Origin of the sequence: Pedobacter hartonius, assembly GCF_900107535.1 — a bacterium.
GTDB lineage: Bacteria > Bacteroidota > Bacteroidia > Sphingobacteriales > Sphingobacteriaceae > Pedobacter > Pedobacter hartonius.
In genome coordinates, this window is the sequence record NZ_FNRA01000006.1 from 166977 (window position 1) to 189053 (window position 22077).

The following is a 22077-nucleotide window of genomic DNA, read 5'->3' on the forward strand; positions in this document are numbered from 1 at the left end:
TTGTTAACTTTGCTCAACAAAATTTTATCATTATGCAATACGACGTCGTTATTATTGGTTCTGGTCCTGGTGGTTATGTTAGCGCAATAAGATGTGCACAATTAGGCTTAAAGACAGCGGTTATAGAAAAATATAAAACTTTTGGCGGTACCTGCTTAAACGTAGGCTGTATCCCTTCAAAAGCATTGTTGGATTCTTCAGAGCATTACCACAATGCGGCCCATACTTTTACTACTCATGGTATAGAGCTTAAAAATCTGAGTGTGAATATGCCACAGATGATTGCCCGTAAAAATGATGTGGTTGCACAAAATACAGCAGGGATTACTTACCTGTTTAAAAAGAATAAAATTGACAGTTTCGAAGGTCTAGGGTCATTTGTGGACAAAAACACAATTAAGATCACTAAAGCAGACGGAACTACAGAAGATATCACCGCGAAAAATGTAGTAATAGCATCCGGGTCGAAACCAACAGCATTACCATTTTTGCCAATAGATAAAAAACGTATCATTACTTCTACTGAAGCCCTGAATATTACTGAAGTACCAAAAACAATGATCGTGATCGGCGGTGGTGTGATTGGCCTTGAGCTGGGTTCAGTGTATGCACGTTTGGGTACCAAAGTTTCAGTGGTTGAATTCCTTCCTTCAATCATTGCAACCATGGATGCCGGCCTGGGTAAGGAATTACAGCGCGTGCTGAAAAAATCATTGGGCATGGAGTTCTTTATGGGACATAAAGTGACCGGTGCAACTACCAAAGGCAAAACAGTAACAGTTACTGCACAAAATGCCAAAGGCGAAGATGTAAAACTGGAAGCTGATTACTGTATCGTAGCAGTTGGACGTACAGCCTACACTGCAGGTTTAGGCCTGGAAAATATCGGTATCAAAACTGAAGAACGCGGTAATAAGATCCCTGTAAATGCACACCTGGAAACTTCTGTTCCCGGCGTATATGCAATTGGTGATGTGATCACCGGTGCCATGCTTGCACACAAAGCAGAGGACGAGGGCGTATATGTAGCGGAGACAATTGCAGGACAAAAACCACATATCAACTACAACCTTATTCCCGGAGTGGTTTATACCTGGCCTGAAGTGGCCTCTGTAGGCCTTACTGAAGAGCAGTTAAAAGAAAAGGGAACGAAATATAAAGTTGGATCTTTCCCGTTCAAAGCCAGCGGACGTGCCAAAGCAAGTATGGACACTGATGGTTTTGTAAAGGTTCTGGCGGATGAAACTACTGACGAGATCCTGGGTATTCATATGATCGGGCCGCGTGCTGCGGATATGATCGCGGAAGCGGTTGTTGCAATGGAATATCGTGCTTCGGCTGAGGATATTGCAAGGATCTGCCATGCGCACCCAACTTATACAGAAGCATTAAAGGAAGCTGCTATGGCGGCTACTGCCAACCGGGCGATTCATATTTAGATGATCTCCTGTAGATGCCTGAAGGCTTATCTATGGCATAGCGCTTAAAGGAGTTTCTCCTTGCTTCGCTGAAAAAACAGCGTACTGTATTGATGCTGCCTGCCGCTGAAGCGCGTCAGAAGGTATCAATACAGTACGCTGTTTTTTTTGAGATGATCCGTAGCACGGTGGCATAGAAGATCTTAAACACTAAGACTTCCTGAATCACTAAATGCGAGCGAGACTGATAAGCTGCTAATCCGGTATACTCTCCTTGATACCCAGTGAAGGATAAAGCTGTGCGAGCACTTTTGCACCTGCTTTAATCAGCCGGAGGTGTTCATCAATATGACCGTGTTGAACCTCAACATTGATATACGGAATATTGTTCTGCATGGCATAGATGGAAAGAGAGCCATCGTCGACAGCATTTTTGGACTGCAATACCACATTTATGTTTTCTTTCTTCAGGAGGTTAAATACAGGAAGCTCTGTTACCAACATCATGTCATCCGCGTCCATCTCGAAGTTGATATAAACGGAATCAGCTGTGGCCTCCAGCTCGTATCCGGGAAGGTAACTGCTGATGCCGAAGCCGCCGTCACCGTTATTGTGCAGGGTAAAGATATAGCCCATTTTTTTTGGATTGTAAGTATTCAGGATGGCCTTTCCTGCTTTTTCCAGCTCCAGGATCACATTGTCGTCCCAGATGCCATATTTCTCCAATCCGGCTTTGATCCCCTTTTTTGTGTAGATACTGTTGGGGTCGGTTTGGTAGATCTCATCCTCATAGGTGAATTTGAAATTTCTTACGCCACCATACTGGCAGTCGAGAATGGTTCCTCCATTGTCGCTGATATACCTGAATGCCGCTTTTACGCCGGTATCTTCATCGTCATGAATAGCCAGGAAGTGAATATTCCGGTCGCTGTATTTATAATTAACAAGATTGATATCGAGGTCGCCCAAAACAACGTAAGAACTATCAGCGGTCATTCCCTCAAATACAGGGGGATGCTGCGCTTTCAGGTTCAATGCAAAACAGCATAAAAATAAAAGGGTTAAAGATTTAGCTACCATAACACTAAAAGGATTTTTTTTTAGTATACAAAAAAGGAACCACAATGTGGTGGCTGCATAACATATTTGACCGAACTGTTGTACAAGAGCCACCAATGGGTTCCTTTTTGCAATAAAATTAAATCAGCTTAGTGCTGATGATCTAAATCGTATTCTTTAACTTCTTTATGATTATAAGGCTGTACCATCAATTCATCTATCGTAATGCCCTTTTTGTTAAATCCAAAGCGATCCAGCATACGGTCGAAGATCTGGTACATCACCGGAACCACAATTAAGGTAAGGAACAGAGAACTGAGCAAGCCACCAATAATTACCCAGGCCAGACCGTTTTTCCATTCTGCACCGGCACCGCTGGCAAGGGCAATAGGCGTCATTCCAATGACCATGGCGATGGTAGTCATCAGAATGGGGCGCAAACGCGCGTGGTTGGCCAGTATCAGGGCCTCATGGGTAGATTTTCCCTCAGCTTTCATCTGGTTGGTAAAATCGACCAGGATGATCGCATTTTTTGCTACCAGCCCGATCAGCATGATCAGCCCCAGGATGGTAAAGATGTTCAGCGCATTATTGGTCAGTGCCAGTGCAAGCAAGGCCCCGATCACCGAAAGCGGGATAGAGAACATGACAACGAAAGGATAAACAAAACTATCGTACAGCGCAACCATGATCAGGTACACCAGTACAATCGAAGCCATCAATGCAATGCCCAGGGTACCAAATCCGTCCCCCTGGTTTTCTGCATCACCTGCCCATACGTAACTCACGCCTACGGGTTTTCTGAGTTTGCCAGATTTCTCCAGGTCAAGCAATTGCTGCTGGAATTCGGCAACGATCGTACCTGTAGGCCTTCCGATGGATTGTGCCCTTACGGAGACTGAAGTACTTTTATCTCTTCTTTCCAGCTGACTTGGGCCGGAGCCTTCCTTAATCTCAGCAAATTGCGAAAGTTTAACCTGCTTGCCTTCGCTGTTCACGAAGATCAGGTTTCTGACATCATCAATGTTCTGACGGTTGAAATCCTGGTAGCGGATATTGATATCATATTCGTATTCCCCTTTCCGGAATTTACCGTCAGTATTGCCGCTATAGGCAGTTTGCATCGTGGCACCCACGGTTTGCAGGGTTAGGCCGAGGGAGGCCATTTTATCGCGGTCTACCTGTACGTTAATTTCGGGACTTCCGCCTTCTACGGAGAGTTTCAGCTCGGCAGATCCCCTGATCTTTGCGAGTACGGCTTTTGCACCTTCAGCATATTTCATGGCACTGTCCAGGTCGGAACCCATTACTACCAGTTCTATGGGCGCATTTTCAGCGATTCCGAGGATACTGATCGGAACGGTCTTTACTTTGGCGCCTACCAGGTATTTGGCAAGTTCACGACTCACCTTGGTAGCGTAGATACTGGAGTTGTCTGCACGCTGATTGCGTTCCACCAGTTTTACGTTGATCTCAGATTTATAAGCCGTTGCCTGGGTTCCTCCAAAGTCACCGCTGGACTGGCCTACAGTAGTGATCAGCTGGATGATCTCTGGTTTCTTTGTTAAAAAGGCTTCAGCCTTTTGTGTGATCAGGTTCGTTTGTTCTATAGAGGCATCTTTAGGCAGCTCAACCTGCACCAGGAATTCTCCTTTATCACTCTTAGGGAAAAACTCAGTACCGATATAACCTGCCGGAATCAATCCGCAGGATCCTAAAAACAGGACAACTACCAGCAGGATGGTTTTTCCTTTATTGGCGAGCGACCAGGTAAGGATGCCGGTGATCCAGATCGTAAACCTGCGCAGCTGGCTTTCAAACCAGAGAATGAATTTTCCGAATATGTTTTTGCCCTCTATTTTTTCCAGTTTACCAAAACGGGATGACAACAGGGGGACGATTGTAAAGGACGAGAGCAGGGAAAGCAGGGTAGCAATGATCACCACTACGCAGAACTGGCGCAGGATGTTGGAAACCAGTCCGGTACTGATCGCGATAGGGAAGAACACCACCACAATTACCAGGGTAATGGACACTACGGTAAAACCGATCTCGCTGGTGGCATCATAAGCCGCACGGACCTTATTTTTGCCCATCTCCATATGCCGGTAGATATTTTCCAGTACCACGATCGCATCATCCACCAGGATACCCACCACCAGTGACAGCCCCAGCAGTGACAGCAGGTTCAGGGTATACCCCAGCAGGCTCATGCCAATGAAAGTAGCGATCAGGGATGCTGGAATGGAGACCATTACGATCAGTGCATTCCGGATACTGTGCAGGAAGAAAAGCATCACAAAGGCAACCAGGATGATTGCCAGCACAAGATCATGGATTACGGCATCGGCAGATTCAAGCGTAAAGATAGAGCTGTCATTTGCAATGATGATCTTCAGGTTATTGGACCGGTAATCCTGCATCAGTTTATCAATCGCTTTGTGCACGCCTTTACTGACCTCTACGGCATTGGCGTCCGACTGTTTAATGACCTGTATGGCGATTGCCCCTTTACGGTCGATACGCGCCAGTTTGTCTACCTCTTTTTGTGCATCCCTTACATCAGCAATGTCTCCCAGACGGATCTGGGCACCCTCTTTTCCGTTGCTGACCACCAGGTTACGGAGTTCATCAATGTTTTTGTATTTACCGGACAGACGGATCAGGATATCCTGATCCTGTGTTTTTACGCTACCGGTAGGGAAGTCGAGGTTGGAAGTAAGGATGGATTGCTGCACCTGCGGAACGGATAATCCGTAACCCTGCAGTTTATTGGCATCCAGCGAAACTTCAATTTCCCTTTCCTGCCCACCTACAAGGTTCACCTTTGCAACGCCCGTTACCCTGGAAATGATCGGCGCGATGCGCTTATCGATCAGGTCATAAAAGGCGGCGTCATCCATCTTTGCCGAGGCAGACATGGTGATCACCGGAAGGTCATCCAGTGAGAATTTATTCAGGGAAGGTGTTTTTACATCGACAGGCAGATCTGCCAGGATAGAGTTTACCTTACGCTGTGCCTCATTCAGAGAGAGGTCTACGTTCGCCTTATTGTTCAGCGTGATGGTTACCACGGACAGGCTTTCGTATGATACGGCGTTCAGCTTTTTGATATTCTCCATGGAGGATACCGCATCCTCGATTTTCTTGGTTACGGTATTCTCCACCTCATTGGGCGAAGCACCGGGATAAATGGTGGAGATAGAGACCACGTTATTGGAGAATTTGGGCAACAGCTCATAACTGAGAGAGAAGTAGCTCAATAATCCCATCAATGTAAGCACGGTAAAAACCACGATGACAAGTGAGGGTCTTTTGATGGATATTTCTGTTAATTTCATCTAGATCTTTTTTATGTTTTCGGCTGGCCTTTAGGCTGCATTATTTAATTGTTGCAACAGGACTTCCGTCCACCAGGTTGATTTGTCCGCTGATGATGGCGGTTTCGCCTTCTTTCAGTCCTTCAATAATTTCCACCTGGTCATTGATCGTTCTTCCGGCAATCACCTTGCGGATTTTCGCTGTATTTCCATTTTCAAGCACAAAGATCTGGTTGCTGCTCACGCTGCCTACAAAGGCACCGCGCGGAATAGTGATCGTTGCTGCCCGGGCAGGGAATTTGAAGATCGCGGTGCCATACATACCTGCTTTAATGGTATTCTTATGGTTGTTCTCTACCTCGATCTCGATAGGGAAGTTTAACGTCCCATCTGCTTTTGGGGCAATGAAGTTGATCTTTCCGGAGAAATTATCTGCAGGAAAAACATTCGATTTGATCTGGACCCTGTCGCCAACGTTCAGGTTTGCCACCTGGCTTTCATTGACATTCACTTTCAGCTTCAGTTTGGAAACATCTACCAGTTCAAACATCTGCGTACCCTGGGTATTCACGAAAGCACCTACCTCTATATATCTTTTATTTACTATACCATCAATCGGCGATTTGACATTCGCGTCACTGACCCTTCTTGCAGCGCTCTGCAGCCTCATCCTTGCGTTCTTTGTGTTCAATTTTGCCTGATCCAGCTGTTGCTGTGTCACACCGCCGGTACTAAAAGAACTGTTATATCTTGCTTCATCCTTGATGGCATTGGCTAAGGTGGCCTGTGCAGTTTCCCTATCCGTATTAATGATCTCTGCATCAATACGGGCGAGTATCTGTCCTTTTTTAACATGATCGCCTTCGTCCACATAGATCGCATTCACGCGGCCTGCGTTTTCTGATAAGAAATTCAATTCCTGCTTAGCGGCGAAATTGCCATTCGCAGTAAAGTCTAAATCCACGGCTTCTTTTTTCACTGTTGCTATGCGGACGCTGACTGCGCCGCCTCCCTGAGAAACCAATGCTGTCTGTGCGTCATTTTTCTTTTTGTTGCTGTTCAGTACCCAGGCGATAGCCCCAATAACAACGATAATTAGAACGACTGTTATAATTCCTCTTTTCATTTTAATAGTGATTTTATATTTCCGTTAGATTTGATTAATTGTATTTCGGCAATCTTGTAGTTTAATAATGCCTGGGTATAACTGTTCTGTGCTTCTGTAAGCGCATTTTCGGTATCCAGCAGATCTGTTAATGCGGCTAGTCCGTTGTTGTAATTGTTTTGGGTACTGTTGTATATTTCCTGTGCCAGGGTTACATTCTGGCGTTGCGATCTGATCGTATTGATATTGTTCCTCAGCTGTATCTTTGCATTTTCATAGGCCAGGTTGAGGGAGTTTGCCCTTTCCCTGATATCCTCGTCGGATTTCTTAATATCTACTTCCGACTGGCGGATCCTGGAGCGGGTGGCGAAACCATTGAATATCGGGACCCTCAGCGTCAGTCCGATGGCCGAAGCGTTATAATAAAATGCCGATCCGTTTTTGTTGAACAGGTCGAACTTATCGCTCTGCCCGGTAACGGAAAGGTTTCCGGTAAGGGAAAGGGTAGGGTAGTATTCTGCTATATAGGCTTTACGCTGCAGGCCATACAGTTCCCGCTGGATGTTTAACAGCCGCATCTCGGTTCTTCCGGCAATGTTGATCGTGTCGGACATCTCAGGGAGATTCTCGACCCTTTTAAGTTCATTTGGCGGGAGAACGATAGGGGTAGTCACTGGCATTCCCATCGAGAACTTCAGCTGGTTCTCCAGTTGTACAACGGCATTGATCGTTTGTTCGCGCTGCGTCTGCAGGTTCGTGAGGTTGACTTTAATACGGTCTACGTCGATCTTTTTGGCCAGTCCGTTTGAGTACTGGTTGGCAATGATCTTTTCAACCACTTTCACATTTTTGATATTGGTATCAATCACATTGAGCTGCTGCCTGCTCACCAGTACCTGGTAATAATTATTGGCTACCTGTTCAATGACCTGCTCCTCGGTCAGGTTTGCGGAGAGGCTGTAAAAACTCTCACTTGTTTTTGCTGCTTTCAGTCCGGTAAAGACGGTTTGGTTAAACAACTGCTGACTCACCTGCAGACCGGCATTGTCGTTCCATTTTCTTCCCAGCTGGAATGCCTGATCGCCAAAAACCAGCTGCCCGATAATGGCATTGTAGGTCATGGAAGCATTTCCTGTAAGCTGTGGCAGGGCCTCTGAGCGTACCTCCTGGGTTTTGAATTTGCCACCGTCGATATCCAGCCTCGACTTTCTTGCAGCGGCGTTATTTTCGATTGCAAAATTTAGCGCATCTTTTAGCGTAAGCGGCTGTTGGGCATGTACGATGGTGGACACCAACAGGCATAGCCATAAGATGGGAATTGATTTTACTGGTTTAATCATAATCTGGGTTTTCTGGTAATAGGGAGCTGTTTTAATTTTTAAGTCCTTTGATAAATATTTTTGACAGACTGATCTGTTTATCTTTCATAATTTTTAGCTCTTTTTTACCAGGGAAGAGTTCTTTATTGCCATGCATAATGCATAAAGAGGTGAGTCCTGACTGACAGGACAAGTATAACTCCGCTATTTTTGGGATATCTTCCTGCGGGGCAAGCTCTTTATTTGCTACGGCAAGTTCAAACACACTCTCGTGGAACTTCAGGTTTTTTGCAACCATTGTTTCCAGGTATGCTTTTAGTTCTGCTGAACTCAGCGAAGAATCCGGATTTCCGTAAGAAAGGTGGAGCATGTAATAGCGAAGAAAGAACTTGTGTTTGATCTCAATGATATTCAGGAGCGTGACCTCTATTGGGGTACCCAGCTTCTGGTCTCTGTATAATACGTCAAAATAATCATTAAAGATTTTTTCTACCACCCCCAGAACAAGGCTGGACTTATCGGGAAAATAGTAATACAATGATGGTTTGGATACAGAAAGGTCTTCTGCAATCTCATTCATTGTTGTTTTGTGAATACCGAAATGTATAAAACGCTTGATCGCACCCTCTATAATTAAGTCTCTTTTTCTGTCAGTTTCTAACATTCTACCTTTTTACCTTTTGACTTTATTGATTCTATAGTCAAAAATATACCAAGCATTCTGCATAAAAAAACTTTATCCCCGGAATTGGGGATATGAATTTTTAAATGACAATTTTGTGACTTATTTAACTGTCTTTAAACCAGCTAAAAAGATTTCGGCAAAGCGCTTTTCTTTTAGGAAAATTAATCTGAATTCCTCTTTTCCGGGGAAGAGATGTTTGGCTCTTTTGAGGATATTGAAGTGAATTCCGGAGATGGCTTCAACAAATATTTCTGTGGTAAAGGCGATGTCTTCCACGGCCAGTTCTCCGGTTGAATTGCCTTTACTCAGGAGTTCGGTAATGATCTTCAGCTCAAAGGCCCTTGCGCGTGTGAATTTTTCATAGAGTGCTTCCGGCAGTTCGGGGCCAATCATCTGGGTGTATTCGATCAGTTTATAGTACTTCTGTAAAAAAGTCTGTCTTTTCTGCAGCAGCATCAGGATCCCCTCTGTTGCGGTAGAGGTTTTGTCTACGGATTTGATCAGGTCCCTGCTCAGGGTATGCATCATGTTTTCAATGACGCTTACATAGAGGCTCAGTTTGTCCGGAAAGTAATAATAAAGTAAGGCCTTTGAAAAAGAGATGTCTTTTGCGATCTCCGTCATGGTGGTTTTCGCCAGGCCATAGTGTGCGAACCTTTTTAGAGCTGCATCTATGATTAAAAGTCTTTTTTTATCTTGATTTTCCATGTGAATCAGCTTGCTTTTTTTGCAATTGGGGTATCGGCTTAAATGCGCTTATAATCGGACGTAAAATATGGAAAATAATTAAATAATTTACTTAAGATGTTTATTACCGGATAGCGGCGAATATCTATACATTTGCCGTAAATAATCCTATTACCTCTATATGTATTCACTACAGGAAAATTTATCCCTTAAGCCATATAACACTTTTGGTATCGATGTAAAAACACTTTTTTTTGCGGAGATATTTACTGAAGAAGACCTGAGGGAGCTCAGCCTTCAGCCTGTTTTTAAAGAGAACAGCTTGCTGGTGTTAGGTGGCGGAAGCAATATGCTTTTTACCAGGGATTATGAAGGGCTGGTGCTGAAGATCAGCATACCAGGAATTACGGCTGTACGCTCTGCTGAAAATGAAGATCAGGTACTGGTTACTGCAGGTGCCGGCATTGTCTGGAATGACCTTGTCAATTACTGTGTGGAACAGGACTTTGCAGGTCTGGAGAATTTAAGCCTCATCCCCGGAACAGTAGGAGCGTCGCCGATACAGAATATAGGTGCCTACGGGGTAGAATTAAAGGATGTGTTTGAATCCTGTACTGCATTTGAGATCGCTACCGGCGAAATCAGGGGGTTTGACTTTGCTGACTGCCAGTTTGCATACAGGGACAGCATCTTTAAGAATGAGCTCAGGGGGCAGTATATCATTACGGAGGTAACGTTCAGGTTGAACACCCAGGCCAGGATCAATTCGCAATATGGAGCGATACAGGCTGTACTGGCCGAACGAAATATCAGGCGTCCTACCATTGCAGATATCTCTGAGATCGTTGCTAAGATCAGGGTAAGCAAATTGCCGGATCCTTCAACTATAGGTAATGCGGGAAGCTTTTTTAAGAATCCTATTGTTAAAAAATCTGAATATGAGCGGATTGCTAAAGCCTTTCCGGAGCTGATCAGTTATCCTGCGGGAAAAGATAAAGTTAAGCTGGCTGCCGGGTGGCTGATAGAATCCTGTGGTTTCAAGGGGGTGGTTGAAGGGCATACCGGTACCTGGAAAAACCAGGCCCTGGTACTCGTAAACCATGGTGGTGCTACCGGTTTGGAAGTGTATAGTTTTTCAGATAAGATAATAGACACTGTGCAGGCCAAATTTGGGGTCAACCTGGAACGGGAAGTAAATATTTTGTGACAAATGATCGATATATAATGTTAAACTAATAATTTTTTTCTTAATCTGCCGAATCGGTTTTTTGGTACATATGTTGTATAAAGCTTAATATACAGGATTGAATAAACAGGGAACGCCACTCTTATCCACCTGTTTATTTGCTCTTTAACCTTAAAACTTTAAACACTATGACAAAAAATGAATTTAACCTCCAGCTCCACAACCACTCGGTTTCTTTGCAGTCATTCGCTTTAAATTTTACTAAAGATATTGAAGATGCTAACGATCTTGTTCAGGATACAATGTTAAAGGCCGTAACTTATTATAGCAAATTTAAAGAAGGTACCAATCTTAAAGGATGGTTGTTTACTATCATGAAAAATACCTTCATTAACAACTACAGGCGTTTGGTTAAAACAAATGCACTGATCACAAAATCTGAAGATATATCATCTGCCAATCTTCACTACAGTGCTACAAAAAATACAATCGACAGTAAGTTTGTTATCGGAGACATCAATAAGGCTTTAGCTACCCTGCAGCCTGAGTATTATATTCCTTTTGTGAAATACTTTGAGGGATATAAATACCATGAAATTGCAGATATGCTGGATATTCCTATCGGAACGGTAAAGACAAGGATCCATGTGGCGCGTCAGATACTGAAAAAATATCTGAAGACGTATTCAAAAGAAATTTTAGGAACAGAGGTCGTTTAATACGTCTCCATCCTTAAAAAAGCGTTTGATCCAAAAGATCAGGCGCTTTTTTTATTTAAGCCGCCGGCCTGAATACTAAGATCAAAAGTTTATTTTTGGCGATCAGCATACGATCATCAATGAACTACACCTATCTGTTTGTAGACCTGGGGCTGTTATTAATCCCGGTTCTATTATTCTCTAATAAGCGATTGAACTTTGCAAACCAGAGTAAATTCATCATTCTGGCCGTTCTGATAAACGTTTTTGCTTTTTCGGTTCCAACGGAATTTTTAACACAGCTGAAAGTCATCGTTTATAACCCTCCATACCTCAGCGGAGTGACCTTATGGGAATTACCTGTTGAGGAGCTGCTGCTATCCATGGTCTTATCCCTGTGCGGTTTAGCAATTTACCTGTTCCTGAACATCCGCTTCCCCGGTAACGGGCCGGAAAAATACAGCCTTGCCCTGAGTAACCTGTTACTGGGCATTTGTATTGCCATGTTATATTTCGGCCATCAGAAGCTGTATACTGTTTTTACCTTCTCCATTTTAATAGTTTTCCTGGTATATATTGAATATGTAAACAAGATCAGGTTCATGTACCGGTTCTACAGGGCATACATGGTTTCCCTGATTCCGTTTTATATTGCTTATGGTGTGCTGACAACGGCTCCGGCCATCCAGTATACCGAAGAGGAAACCCTTAATTTTAACCTGGTACATATTCCTTTCGAAAGCCATTTTTATTTTATGGCAATGCTGCTGCTGAGCATTTATCTTTTTGAACTCTTCAAAAGCCGGGCACGCAGCTAATGGATTTACCTGAATATACCAAACAGCAGCTGGCCTTGCGTAACGGGCAGGACAAACCACAGATCTGGGTAGCCTATCGGGGTTTGATCTATGACGTTAGTGAGAGCAGGTTATGGAGAAACGGAAAACACTATGAGCACTGGGCGGGGCAGGACCTGACGGAGGAGCTGGCTGATGCGCCCCATACCGAAGCGGTATTTGAGAAATTTAAGCCTGTTGGTAAATTATTAAAGCCATAATCCGCGGCAACATAAAATGCCGGTCTTCAAAAAGACCGGCATTTTATATTTAAGTTATCCCGCGTTTTGGGATTCATCACCGATGATGATTAAGCTTCGATAGTGAAGGTACTAAGGTTCACGAATTGCTGAACCCGCGCAGCCACTTCCTGTTCTGTTAAGTTAATGATCTTTTCTGTACCGAATTTCTCCACACAGAATGAAGCCAGCGCTGAGCCAAAGATAATTGCGTTTTTCATGTTATTGAAATTCACTGTGCCTACTTTTGCCAGGTAACCGATAAATCCACCGGCAAACGTATCTCCTGCGCCCGTTGGGTCAAATACCTCCGCCAGTGGCAATGCCGGGGCAGAAAAGACTTTGTCTTCATGGAACAGTAAGGCGCCATGTTCGCCTTTTTTTATGATCAGGTATTTAGGGCCCATTGCAAGGATCTTCCTGGAGGCCTTAACCAGTGAATATTCGCCTGACAGTTGTCTGGCTTCCTCATCATTGATTGTTAGTACATCTACTAATTTAAGCGTTTCCAGTAAATCATCCATCGCTACGTCCATCCAGAAGTTCATGGTGTCCAGAACAATCAGTTTAGGCCTGTTTTTAAGACGTTTGATCACTGTTTGCTGTACCTGAGGAGTCAGATTGCCCAACATCAGGAATTCGCAGTCCTGATAGCTCTCAGGGATAATAGGATCGAAGTCGGCCAGTACATTTAATTCCGTGATCAGCGTATCCCTGCTGTTCATGTCGTTATGGTATTTACCGGACCAGAAAAATGATTTTTCACCCTTTTTTATTTGCAGGCCTTCTGTGTTGATACCGTGTTTTGTAAAAGTATCAATGTCATCCTGATGGAAATCGTCACCAACTACACCTACTATTTTTACCTTTTTATAGAAGTAAGATGCAGCTAAACTTGCATAGGTGGCAGCGCCACCAACGATTTTATCAGTCTTTCCGAAGGGAGTTTCAATAGCGTCGAATGCTACAGTCCCTATGATTATCAGGCTCATACGTTTTATTTTAATTTTTTTTTGATATTTTTCTCTACAAATATTGCATAAATAATTTAAAAGCCCTAATATTGCATTCCCAAAACGAACAAGACTTTATATTATTTATTAAAGCAGAAAGCCGTTTTTAGGATAACCAGAGTACTCCTTCTTAGCTCAGCTGGTTAGAGCATCTGACTGTTAATCAGAGGGTCGCTGGTTCGAGCCCAGCAGAGGGAGCAGATTGAAAGCCTTTCAGCATAACGCTGAGAGGCTTTTTCAATTTGAACTACCACATAGTTGCCGGAACTTTTTCTATAATGAATTGTCTGCCTTAACCAAATAGCTGCAGTATTTCCATAATGGCTTTCTGATTAGTGTTCAAAAAGTTAGCTGCGGGTTTGTGTCCGGGAACTCCTATTATGCCGGATTTTATCTTTATTTTTGTGATATAATTTGATGGTTAAGCTCAAAAGTCGTAACATTGCACCACTAAATAAATACGGGTTTAAAAACCTGGGTTTATTGGTAATGACCAGTACTCCTTCTTAGCTCAGCTGGTTAGAGCATCTGACTGTTAATCAGAGGGTCGCTGGTTCGAGCCCAGCAGAGGGAGCAAAGATTTTTAAGTCTGAAAATCGCATAAAAACCCCATTTCTAGCTAATAGGATGGGGTTTTTATTTCTATAATAGAAAGTTTCCTACTCTATTTTGTCTTTTCAATAGCCAAGTAAAGAGCGCATTGGATTATTCGATGTCACGGTTTGAGATGCATATTGACACTGATTTTGCTGATGGCGTCTGTTAAAGCAGAGGCTCCTCTTACCTTAGCAGGCCAGTTATTGCAATTCCAGTTCTGCATAGTAGTGTAATATCCGTGTGGCTATAAGGACTGATTGCAGCACTACAACAAAGACTAATTTTAGCACATCAATAAAAACTAGTTTTATCCCGCATATATTAGAATTAACTAATGGTGAGATGTTATAAATACGTCAGTTTGGATAAGGAGAAATCGCAACTGCGTTATGATCTCTCTTAATACTTTGGAGTTTCAATTGTATTCGAAAGAACATAGAATAGCTTCTATCTTTTAATTCAATGCTCCTGTTGAAATAACATAAGATAAACGAGTATTATCCGTTTATCTTGTTGAAATTTTGCATATTTAAATGATTTATGTATTTTTGATATAAGATAAACGAAATTAAACCGTTTATCTTATTGATATTTTACAATGATTTACAATGGATATTCGAACAGCACTAAGAGAACTATCTAACCAACCGCTGACCCACCAGCTTCTGGCCGGCCTTTTGAAAGAATATAAACGGCCAAACGATAAAATATTATCTTTAAAAGCGGATGGCCTGATCGAACCGATCAAAAAAGGACTTTATATAGCGGGTAGGTCTCTTGGCGCTGAACGACCTGAAAGTGCACTGCTTGCCAACCATATACTCGGACCAAGCTATCTTTCAATGGAGAGTGCACTCGCCCATTACGGGCTAATTCCAGAGAAGGTTTTTGCGGTCACTTCAATGACTACAAAAGCCTCTAGGAAATTTCAGACCAACATTGGTCTATATACCTATACCAACCTGCCATTGCCTTATTACGCATTCGGTCTTGCTACCGTGAGCCTGTCTAAAGACCAGCAAGCCATAATGGCAATCCCTGAAAAGGCACTATGCGATAAAATAGCTACAACAGCGGGCATAACCTTAAGAAGCCAATCTTCTGCAAGGGACTATGTTTTTGGAAACCTGAGAATGGAGGAAGAAGATCTAGCTGAGTTTGATCTAAATGCTATGTTAAGCTGGCTGGAAAATGCACCTAAAAGGGAAAGCCTGGAAATGTTAATCAAAATGATCGAAAAAATATGATAAAGGAGTGGCTCGAAGATTATCATCCCGCAAACAGGGAGGAAGCTAAAGATGCATTGAGGGAAATCATGCAGGAGATTACCCTGGCTGGACTTAACCGTGCCGGTTTTTTTGAAAAGGCGGCATTCTATGGGGGAACTGCGCTCAGGATATTCTACGGGCTAGACCGATTTTCAGAGGATCTGGATTTTTCGCTGCTTGCCGTTGACCCGGATTTTTCACTTGAGAAATACCAGGAGGCCATCATAAACGAATTCGCCGCCCTAGGGATGCAGGTATCGATTTCGGAAAAACAGAAGGCAGTGAAGAGCAACATCAACTCAGCCTTTCTAAAATCGGAAACTATTTGGAAGGAACTTGTGTTGGAAGGTGTCATCCCACAGAACGGACTTAAGGAAGTAGCTAGTATCAAGATCAAGATAGAAGTGGATAAAGAGCCGCCATTGGGGTTTTCTACTGAGGAAAAGTTATTGCTCAAGCCTTTTTCGTTTTACGTGAAGTGCCTGTCGCTTCCCGACCTTTTTGCCGGAAAGATGCATGCATTGCTTTTTCGCAAGTGGGGCACGAATGTAAAGGGGCGGGACTGGTATGATATGGAATGGTACATCAAAAAAGGATATCCTCTCAATCTCGATCATTTCTTGCTAAGGGCGATAGATAGCGGTGACTGGAAAGAAGAGACCATCAACGAAGAAGAGTTCAGGAAATTATTGAGCGAAAAGATCGAAAATGTTAAAATGGATTTTGTTAAAGCTGACATTTCCAGATTTATAAAGAATCCAAAGGTACTTGAAATATGGTCTCCAAGTTATTTCCACGACCTGAGTGCAAAACTAAAAATCAATACATCAAATTAAGTTTTAGACCTTGGCTTTGGAAAAATTAAAACCAGAAGCTATGTATTCAAAAGAATGTCCTAAATTCGTTAATAATTAAAAGCCGTTACAAATATTTAACGGGATTTCTTTGATAGCTTGTAATCGATTGATTAAGAAATAATTATAAATGGGCAACCTCTGTCTGTTAATCAGAGGGTCGCTGGTTCGAGCCCAGCAGAGGGAGCAGATTGAACCCCCATTTTCTATTCGGAAATGGGGGGTTTATATGTATGTCCATTTCCACTCACTCATCATATAAGATTAACTTTCTGCTCTGCTGCTTCCGGAATTGAATAGGCCGGTCGAATATCAGTCCATTCCGACAGCATCTCAAATCATATTCAATTCTATCGTCAATATTTAATAAGCCACTATATATTGGAAGTTGATTACAAAAAGATGAGAATTGCGTCAAATCTTTTTGTAGATTGGGCTTGAATACTACATGTCGGCCTTTCATCAATATACGGATCGGGAATTGGTTTCCCTTATTAAGCAAGATAATCGGGGTGCTTTTGAAGAAATTTATGAGCGTTATAAATTTCTGTTGCTCAGTCATGCGCTAAATAAATTACGCAACCGTGAAGAGGCCCGTGATATACTGCAGGAAGCCTTTGTTTACCTCTGGAACAAGCGCTTGACGCTATCTGACGAAAACCTTGGCGGTTATCTGTATACGGTAGTCCGCCATATGATCTTAAACCGTCTAACAAAAGAGAGATACCGTAAGCAGTATTTCGACGCACTGTATCAGTTCGCAGATCATGGTTCCGTTGAGTCTGATTATAGAATCAGGGAACAACAACTTCAATCACATATAGAAGCAGAGATTGCCGCATTGCCAACTAAAATGAGGGAAGTATTTGAATTAAGCCGGAAAAAGCATCTCAGTCACCGGGAAATTGCCGGCAAACTGGGCATTAGCGAGCAAACTGTAAGTAAACAGGTTACAAATGCATTGAAAATTTTAAGAACGAGGCTAGGCTTCTTCGCTTATCTGTATTTGTTGTTGTATCTTAAATAGCTTTTAAGAAAAAAGATTCATTCCATCTACCTGTACCACTCATTTTGATTGCTTTACATGTAATTAAGGTTTAAATTACCTGAACTTAACATGGATCAGAAAGATATAGCGGAAAAACACAAAAGATTTATCAGCGGGGAAGGCACAACGGAGGATATCGCCTTTTTCGAAAGCTTTTACATACAGTACAATCAGAAGCACTTCCAAACGACTGAAGCTGAACAATCAGAGGATATTGAGGAAGCCTGGAAGCAGATCAATGCTGTCATCCGGACACCCAAACGAAAGCTTTCGCTGTCCTGGTTGGCTGCGGCAGCAGTCTTGCTGATCGTTTCGACCATATTTATATATGTAGCCCGCCATCATTCAGATCCGGCAACAACTTCCGTTTATGCCAATGATATTCCCCCGGGTTCACACAAAGCAATACTGACCCTTTCTGACGGACGGAAAATAAATCTCGATGACCGGAACAAGGGTTTGGTAACCAGTGACGCCAATGCCACTATCCGCAAAACCAATACCGGTGAGATCATATACGAGTCATCCCGGCCAACTGCTCAAATTGCTTATAACAGGATGAGCACACCGGTTGGGGGAAAATATGAGCTCAGATTGTCTGATGGAACGTTAGCTGTCCTTGATGCAGGTTCGTCCATTGAATATCCGGTATCCTTTATCGGGGAACAGCGGCAGGTTGAGGTGAGCGGGCAGGTTTATTTTGAAGTATCCCACGATCCCAAAAGGCCCTTTCTTGTAAAATTCAATGATCAGGTGGTGAAGGTCTTAGGCACACGCTTTAATATCAATGCACATGCCGATGAACCTGATAGCAGGACGACGCTTCTTCAGGGGTGTATCGCCTTGCAGAGCGGAGGAACGGAAACGCTGCTTAAGCCGGGCCAACAGGGCATTCTGCAAAAGGGTCAGGACCAGGTGAGCGTTGTCAATGTCAACGCGGACAAAGTGGTATCATGGAAAGATAACTATTTTCATTTTGAAAAAGAAAACATCCGGGAAATCATGCGCCAGCTTTCCCGCTGGTATAATATCGAGGTAGTTTTCGAAGGAGCGTTTAAAGAAGAAGAATTCAGCGGGGATATTTCCCGCAATAAAAATATAAGCCAGGTACTCCGTATGCTGGAATATTCCCAGGCTGTTCATTTCAAAATATCGGGAAGGAGGGTGATCGTTATGCCGTAGCGTTACTGCAACCGGCCACTTTCAAAAAAACCAGGGACTGATGGCCATCAGTCCGCTGGCGTTGAAAGGGCATCTTATCATATTAATGCGATTATAAAACCGCGATGTGCCTGCCACTTGCAATGATCAGGGCACACCGATTAATCCCTAATTACAAATGTACAAACTTTACCCAAAAATGTTTGTGCGGCGTTACTGCCGCGCCCAAAAATTACTATTGATGATGAAACTCACTGTGCTGATCATATTGGTGGCTATGCTCCATGTCAGCGCTAAAACCTTTGGACAGAAGATCACATTGTCCGAAAAAAATGCGTCGCTGACCGAGCTGTTTGATGCCATCAGGCAACAGAGCGGTTATGATTTTATGGTCACAAAAAGCATTCTTGAAAAAGCACACCCGGTTACGATCAATGTGACCAATGCTGAGCTGAAAACTGTATTAGAACAGATTTTTGAAAACCAGCCACTGGAATACCAGCTCACCGATAAAGCCGTTTATATCAGGTTAAAAACACCGACGCTGCTGGACCGGTTAAAGAGGATCCTGACAGGTATTGATATTACCGGGCGCGTTCTCGACAGCCAGGGCATCCCCCTGGAGGGTGCTGTTGTCCGGTTACGCGACGGGAGGCACGCTACTACCACCGATGGGTATGGTATTTTCAGCCTAAAGGACGTTGACAGAACAGATGTGATCATCATCAGTATGATCGGATTTGATAAAAAAGAAGTTGCTGTTGCCCCGGTAATGGGCAACATCCGCCTTGCGCCTGCAACCTCCAAACTTGACGAGGTACAGGTCATCGCTTATGGTAAATCCACACAGCGTTTTGCGGTTGGAGCGGTAAACAAAGTTTCGGCCGAGGAAATTTCTTCGCAGCCGGTGGCGAACCCCCTGCAGGCACTTGAAGGCCGGGTGCCAGGCTTATTGGTCACATCAACAAATGGTTTGCCCGGCTCATCAGTAAAGATCCAGGTAAGAGGACAAAATACAATAGGCTCGACAGCTACCAGCAGGCTCCAGCTTGATAACCCTTTATTCATTATCGATGGGATTCCGTTTGCACCACAGAACGCGCTGATCAACAAGCAGCAAAATGCGAACAGTTCTATTTACGGCGATCCTAATGCCGGCATGAGCCCCTTCTCGCTGATTGACCCGGCCAGTATTGAAAGTATAGAGGTTCTGAAAGATGCAGATGCAACGTCGATCTACGGCGCAAGAGGCGCGAACGGTGTTATTTTGATCACGACCAAACAGGGCAAACCGGGAAAAACAACCCTGACGGGAAGGTATTATACTGCCTATAATACCTTGACCCGGACGCTGCCCTTATTAAATACAAGTGAATATCTCGCCATGCGCCGGGAAGCATTCAAGAACGATAATATCACCCCAAATACTATCCCGGGCAGCCCGGGTTTTGCACCTGATCTGTTGTTGTTTGATGGTAACCGCAATGAAGACTATTTAAAGACATTTTTTGGAGAACATGCACAATCGCAACGGTTCAACCTGATGCTGAGTGGGGGAGATGCGCTCAATACCTTCAGTCTGGGCATCAATTATGGTCGCCAGCGTTATCTAATGCCGGGCGACTTTGCGCAAAATACATTAAACGGGTCAGCAAGGCTCCATCATAACTCTGCCAATCGAAGGCTGAATATCGATTTTTCAACAGGTTATGCATTTGACCAGAACAACGTACCCGGATCTCCCAGTATTTTGAATGCATTTACGTTGCCGCCAAATTTCCCCGCGCTGCGAAATCCGGACGGATCACTCAGCTGGACCTACCAGGGGCTTAATTTTTCATCGCTTATCAATTCCGGGATCAACCCGTATGCGTATCTGAAACAAACGGACCGTGTTTCGTCAAAAAGCTTCCTTTCCAGTATGCTGATTAGTTACCGGCTGTTACCGGGACTCAAGTTCAATACCAATATCGGGTACAATACCCTGACCACTAATGAACTGAGCTTGTATCCTATCGTTGCCCAGAACCCGGCTGATGCCCCTAAAGGGATATCCAATAAAAGCTCGAATACATTTTACACCTGGAATATTGAACCGCAGTTGAATTATGATAAGCAGTTAGGCCGTCATCGTATCAACGTATTGGCAGGCGCGACGCTTCAAAAAACAAACAACAACTATGTAACGGTAACGGGTACCAATTACACGAACGACCTGCTGCTGGGAACTATCGCTGCTGCCGGCAATGTCAGTTCTTCGGATGGCGACGTCAACTATAAATACACTGCAGGTTTCGGCAGGATCAATTATATTTATGACGAGAAGTATCTTCTCAACGCTACCGGAAGAATAGACGGGTCCAGCCGCTTCTCGCCGGGCCGGCAGTTTGGCAAATTTGCTTCGCTCGGCGCCGGCTGGATCTTTACACAAGAAAATTTTATCAAGGATAGATTTCGGGCTTTAAGCTTTGGAAAACTGCGGGCCAGCTACGGCAGTACGGGTAACGATAACGTCGGAAATTACCTGTATACTTCCAATTGGTCTACACTGGGTTCCACCTACTCCTACAATGGCAGCGTCGGTTATCTGCCAAGAAACCTGGAAAACCCTGATTTCGGATGGAGCATTACAAAAAAGCTGGAGCTGGGCGTTGACCTGGGGCTTTTCAAAGACAGGATCCTGATCAATGCGGACTGGTTCAGGAACAGGAGCAGTAACCAGCTGGTGCAGTATCAGCTACCTGCACAAACGGGCTTTATGAACGTTACGGCGAACTTCCCGGCACTGGTCGAAAATACCGGTTTTGAATTCATGATCAATGCCACCGTGCTCAAATCAACCGGTGTAAAATGGCGCTCTACATTTAACCTGACCATACCGAAAAATAAACTGCTGGACTTTCCAAACCTGGCCAGTTCATCCTATGCCAATTATTTTGTGATCGGGCAGCCCTTATCTGTACTGCGTGGATATAAATACGCGGGCGTGAATCCGGAAACCGGCATCTACCAATTCCTCAGCATGGCCGGTACTACGACCTCCGCACCATCAGCTCTTAACAATGATAATAAATTTGTTATCGGCAATACCGACCCGAAGTTTTACGGAGGATGGCGAAATACCTTTTCTTACAAAGCTTTTTCGCTCGATGTTTTCTTTGAATACCGCAAGCAACGCGGAAATATATATATGTCTTCGATCAGCAATTCTCCGGGTTACCAGGCTAACCTGCCGGCAGATGTCATAGGGAATGTTTGGCAAAAACCAGGGGACAATGCCCAATACCAGCGATTGACCTCCCAGTCTTTTGGTTCTGCTGCTTCGTCAGCTTACGTTTATTACAGGAGTTCAGACGCTGTACTTGGCGACGCCTCTTATGTCAGGCTGAAAACAGCCACCTTATCTTACGCGCTGAAGCCGGAACTGATCAAAAAAATCGGCGCTTCATCCTGCAATGTTTATGTAAGCGGGCAAAACTTGTTGCTGATCACCAGGTATAAGGGCAATGATCCCGAAACGCAGAATTATTACGGCGTGCCACCGCTGAGAACCTTTGCTTTAGGTGCTGATTTTAATTTTTAAA

The 22077-nt window shown here is 43.8% G+C and carries 17 protein-coding genes and 2 tRNA genes; 12 read left to right on the forward strand and 7 right to left on the reverse strand.

Annotated elements, in window-relative coordinates:
* Window positions 1-32 precede the first annotated feature (32 nt).
* Entirely contained in the window at window positions 33-1439 is a 1407-nt protein-coding gene (gene lpdA / locus BLW16_RS12675) for a dihydrolipoyl dehydrogenase (RefSeq protein ID WP_090557121.1), read from the forward strand.
* Window positions 1440-1673: 234 nt separating this feature from the next.
* Here lpdA and BLW16_RS12680 read toward each other — a convergent pair whose 3' ends face one another.
* From BLW16_RS12680 to BLW16_RS12705, 6 genes are all read right to left on the reverse strand, one after another.
* Window positions 1674-2498 (reverse strand): hypothetical protein, encoded by an 825-nt coding sequence (locus BLW16_RS12680; protein ID WP_090557123.1) that lies wholly within the window; start codon window positions 2496-2498, stop codon window positions 1674-1676.
* A gap of 128 nt (window positions 2499-2626) precedes the next feature.
* Window positions 2627-5818: an efflux RND transporter permease subunit gene (locus tag BLW16_RS12685; RefSeq protein WP_090557125.1), complete on the reverse strand. Its 3192-nt coding sequence runs from the start codon at window positions 5816-5818 to the stop codon at window positions 2627-2629.
* A gap of 40 nt (window positions 5819-5858) precedes the next feature.
* The gene (locus tag BLW16_RS12690) at window positions 5859-6923 is read right to left on the reverse strand and encodes an efflux RND transporter periplasmic adaptor subunit (protein WP_090557127.1); all 1065 of its coding nucleotides are present in this window, start codon (window positions 6921-6923) and stop codon (window positions 5859-5861) included.
* Window positions 6920-8242: a TolC family protein gene (locus BLW16_RS12695; protein ID WP_090557130.1), complete on the reverse strand. Its 1323-nt coding sequence runs from the start codon at window positions 8240-8242 to the stop codon at window positions 6920-6922. Before BLW16_RS12695 ends, BLW16_RS12690 begins: the two co-directional genes overlap by 4 nt.
* 31 nt (window positions 8243-8273) lie before the next feature.
* Window positions 8274-8885: a TetR/AcrR family transcriptional regulator gene (locus BLW16_RS12700; RefSeq protein WP_090557132.1), complete on the reverse strand. Its 612-nt coding sequence runs from the start codon at window positions 8883-8885 to the stop codon at window positions 8274-8276.
* Between the two features lie 120 nt (window positions 8886-9005).
* Complete coding sequence (locus BLW16_RS12705) at window positions 9006-9614, reverse strand: TetR/AcrR family transcriptional regulator (protein WP_090557134.1); 609 nt, start codon at window positions 9612-9614, stop codon at window positions 9006-9008.
* Window positions 9615-9774: 160 nt separating this feature from the next.
* On the opposite strand from BLW16_RS12705, the gene murB reads away from it, so the two are divergent.
* The 4 genes from murB to BLW16_RS12725 all read left to right on the forward strand — a co-directional run bounded on the left by murB (window position 9775) and on the right by BLW16_RS12725 (window position 12534).
* A complete protein-coding gene (gene murB / locus BLW16_RS12710; RefSeq protein WP_090557136.1) occupies window positions 9775-10800 on the forward strand; it encodes a UDP-N-acetylmuramate dehydrogenase in 1026 nt (341 codons plus the stop codon).
* Window positions 10801-10967: 167 nt separating this feature from the next.
* Window positions 10968-11498 (forward strand): RNA polymerase sigma factor, encoded by a 531-nt coding sequence (locus tag BLW16_RS12715; protein WP_090557138.1) that lies wholly within the window; start codon window positions 10968-10970, stop codon window positions 11496-11498.
* 119 nt (window positions 11499-11617) lie between these two features.
* The gene (locus BLW16_RS12720; protein ID WP_090557140.1) at window positions 11618-12295 is read left to right on the forward strand and encodes a lycopene cyclase domain-containing protein; all 678 of its coding nucleotides are present in this window, start codon (window positions 11618-11620) and stop codon (window positions 12293-12295) included.
* Entirely contained in the window at window positions 12295-12534 is a 240-nt protein-coding gene (locus BLW16_RS12725) for a cytochrome b5 domain-containing protein (RefSeq protein ID WP_090557142.1), read from the forward strand. Before BLW16_RS12720 ends, BLW16_RS12725 begins: the two co-directional genes overlap by 1 nt.
* 89 nt (window positions 12535-12623) lie before the next feature.
* Here BLW16_RS12725 and BLW16_RS12730 read toward each other — a convergent pair whose 3' ends face one another.
* Window positions 12624-13544 (reverse strand): PfkB family carbohydrate kinase, encoded by a 921-nt coding sequence (locus tag BLW16_RS12730; RefSeq protein WP_090557143.1) that lies wholly within the window; start codon window positions 13542-13544, stop codon window positions 12624-12626.
* A 145-nt stretch (window positions 13545-13689) separates the two neighbouring features.
* Here BLW16_RS12730 and BLW16_RS12735 point away from each other — a divergent pair.
* The 7 genes from BLW16_RS12735 (at window position 13690) to BLW16_RS12765 (ending at window position 22076) form a co-directional block, all read left to right on the forward strand.
* A tRNA-Asn gene (locus BLW16_RS12735) sits at window positions 13690-13763 on the forward strand.
* 302 nt (window positions 13764-14065) lie between these two features.
* Window positions 14066-14139, forward strand: a tRNA-Asn gene (locus BLW16_RS12740).
* 631 nt (window positions 14140-14770) lie between these two features.
* Window positions 14771-15409: a type IV toxin-antitoxin system AbiEi family antitoxin domain-containing protein gene (locus BLW16_RS12745; RefSeq protein WP_090557145.1), complete on the forward strand. Its 639-nt coding sequence runs from the start codon at window positions 14771-14773 to the stop codon at window positions 15407-15409.
* Window positions 15406-16266, forward strand: coding sequence for a nucleotidyl transferase AbiEii/AbiGii toxin family protein (locus tag BLW16_RS12750; protein WP_090557147.1), 861 nt, complete (start codon window positions 15406-15408; stop codon window positions 16264-16266). Before BLW16_RS12745 ends, BLW16_RS12750 begins: the two co-directional genes overlap by 4 nt.
* Before the next feature lie 466 nt (window positions 16267-16732).
* Complete coding sequence (locus tag BLW16_RS12755; protein WP_090557150.1) at window positions 16733-17311, forward strand: RNA polymerase sigma factor; 579 nt, start codon at window positions 16733-16735, stop codon at window positions 17309-17311.
* Window positions 17312-17401: 90 nt separating this feature from the next.
* A complete protein-coding gene (locus tag BLW16_RS12760; protein ID WP_090557153.1) occupies window positions 17402-18514 on the forward strand; it encodes a FecR family protein in 1113 nt (370 codons plus the stop codon).
* Between the two features lie 220 nt (window positions 18515-18734).
* Window positions 18735-22076 (forward strand): SusC/RagA family TonB-linked outer membrane protein, encoded by a 3342-nt coding sequence (locus BLW16_RS12765; protein WP_175470569.1) that lies wholly within the window; start codon window positions 18735-18737, stop codon window positions 22074-22076.
* The last annotated feature ends 1 nt before the right edge of the window (window position 22077 follow it).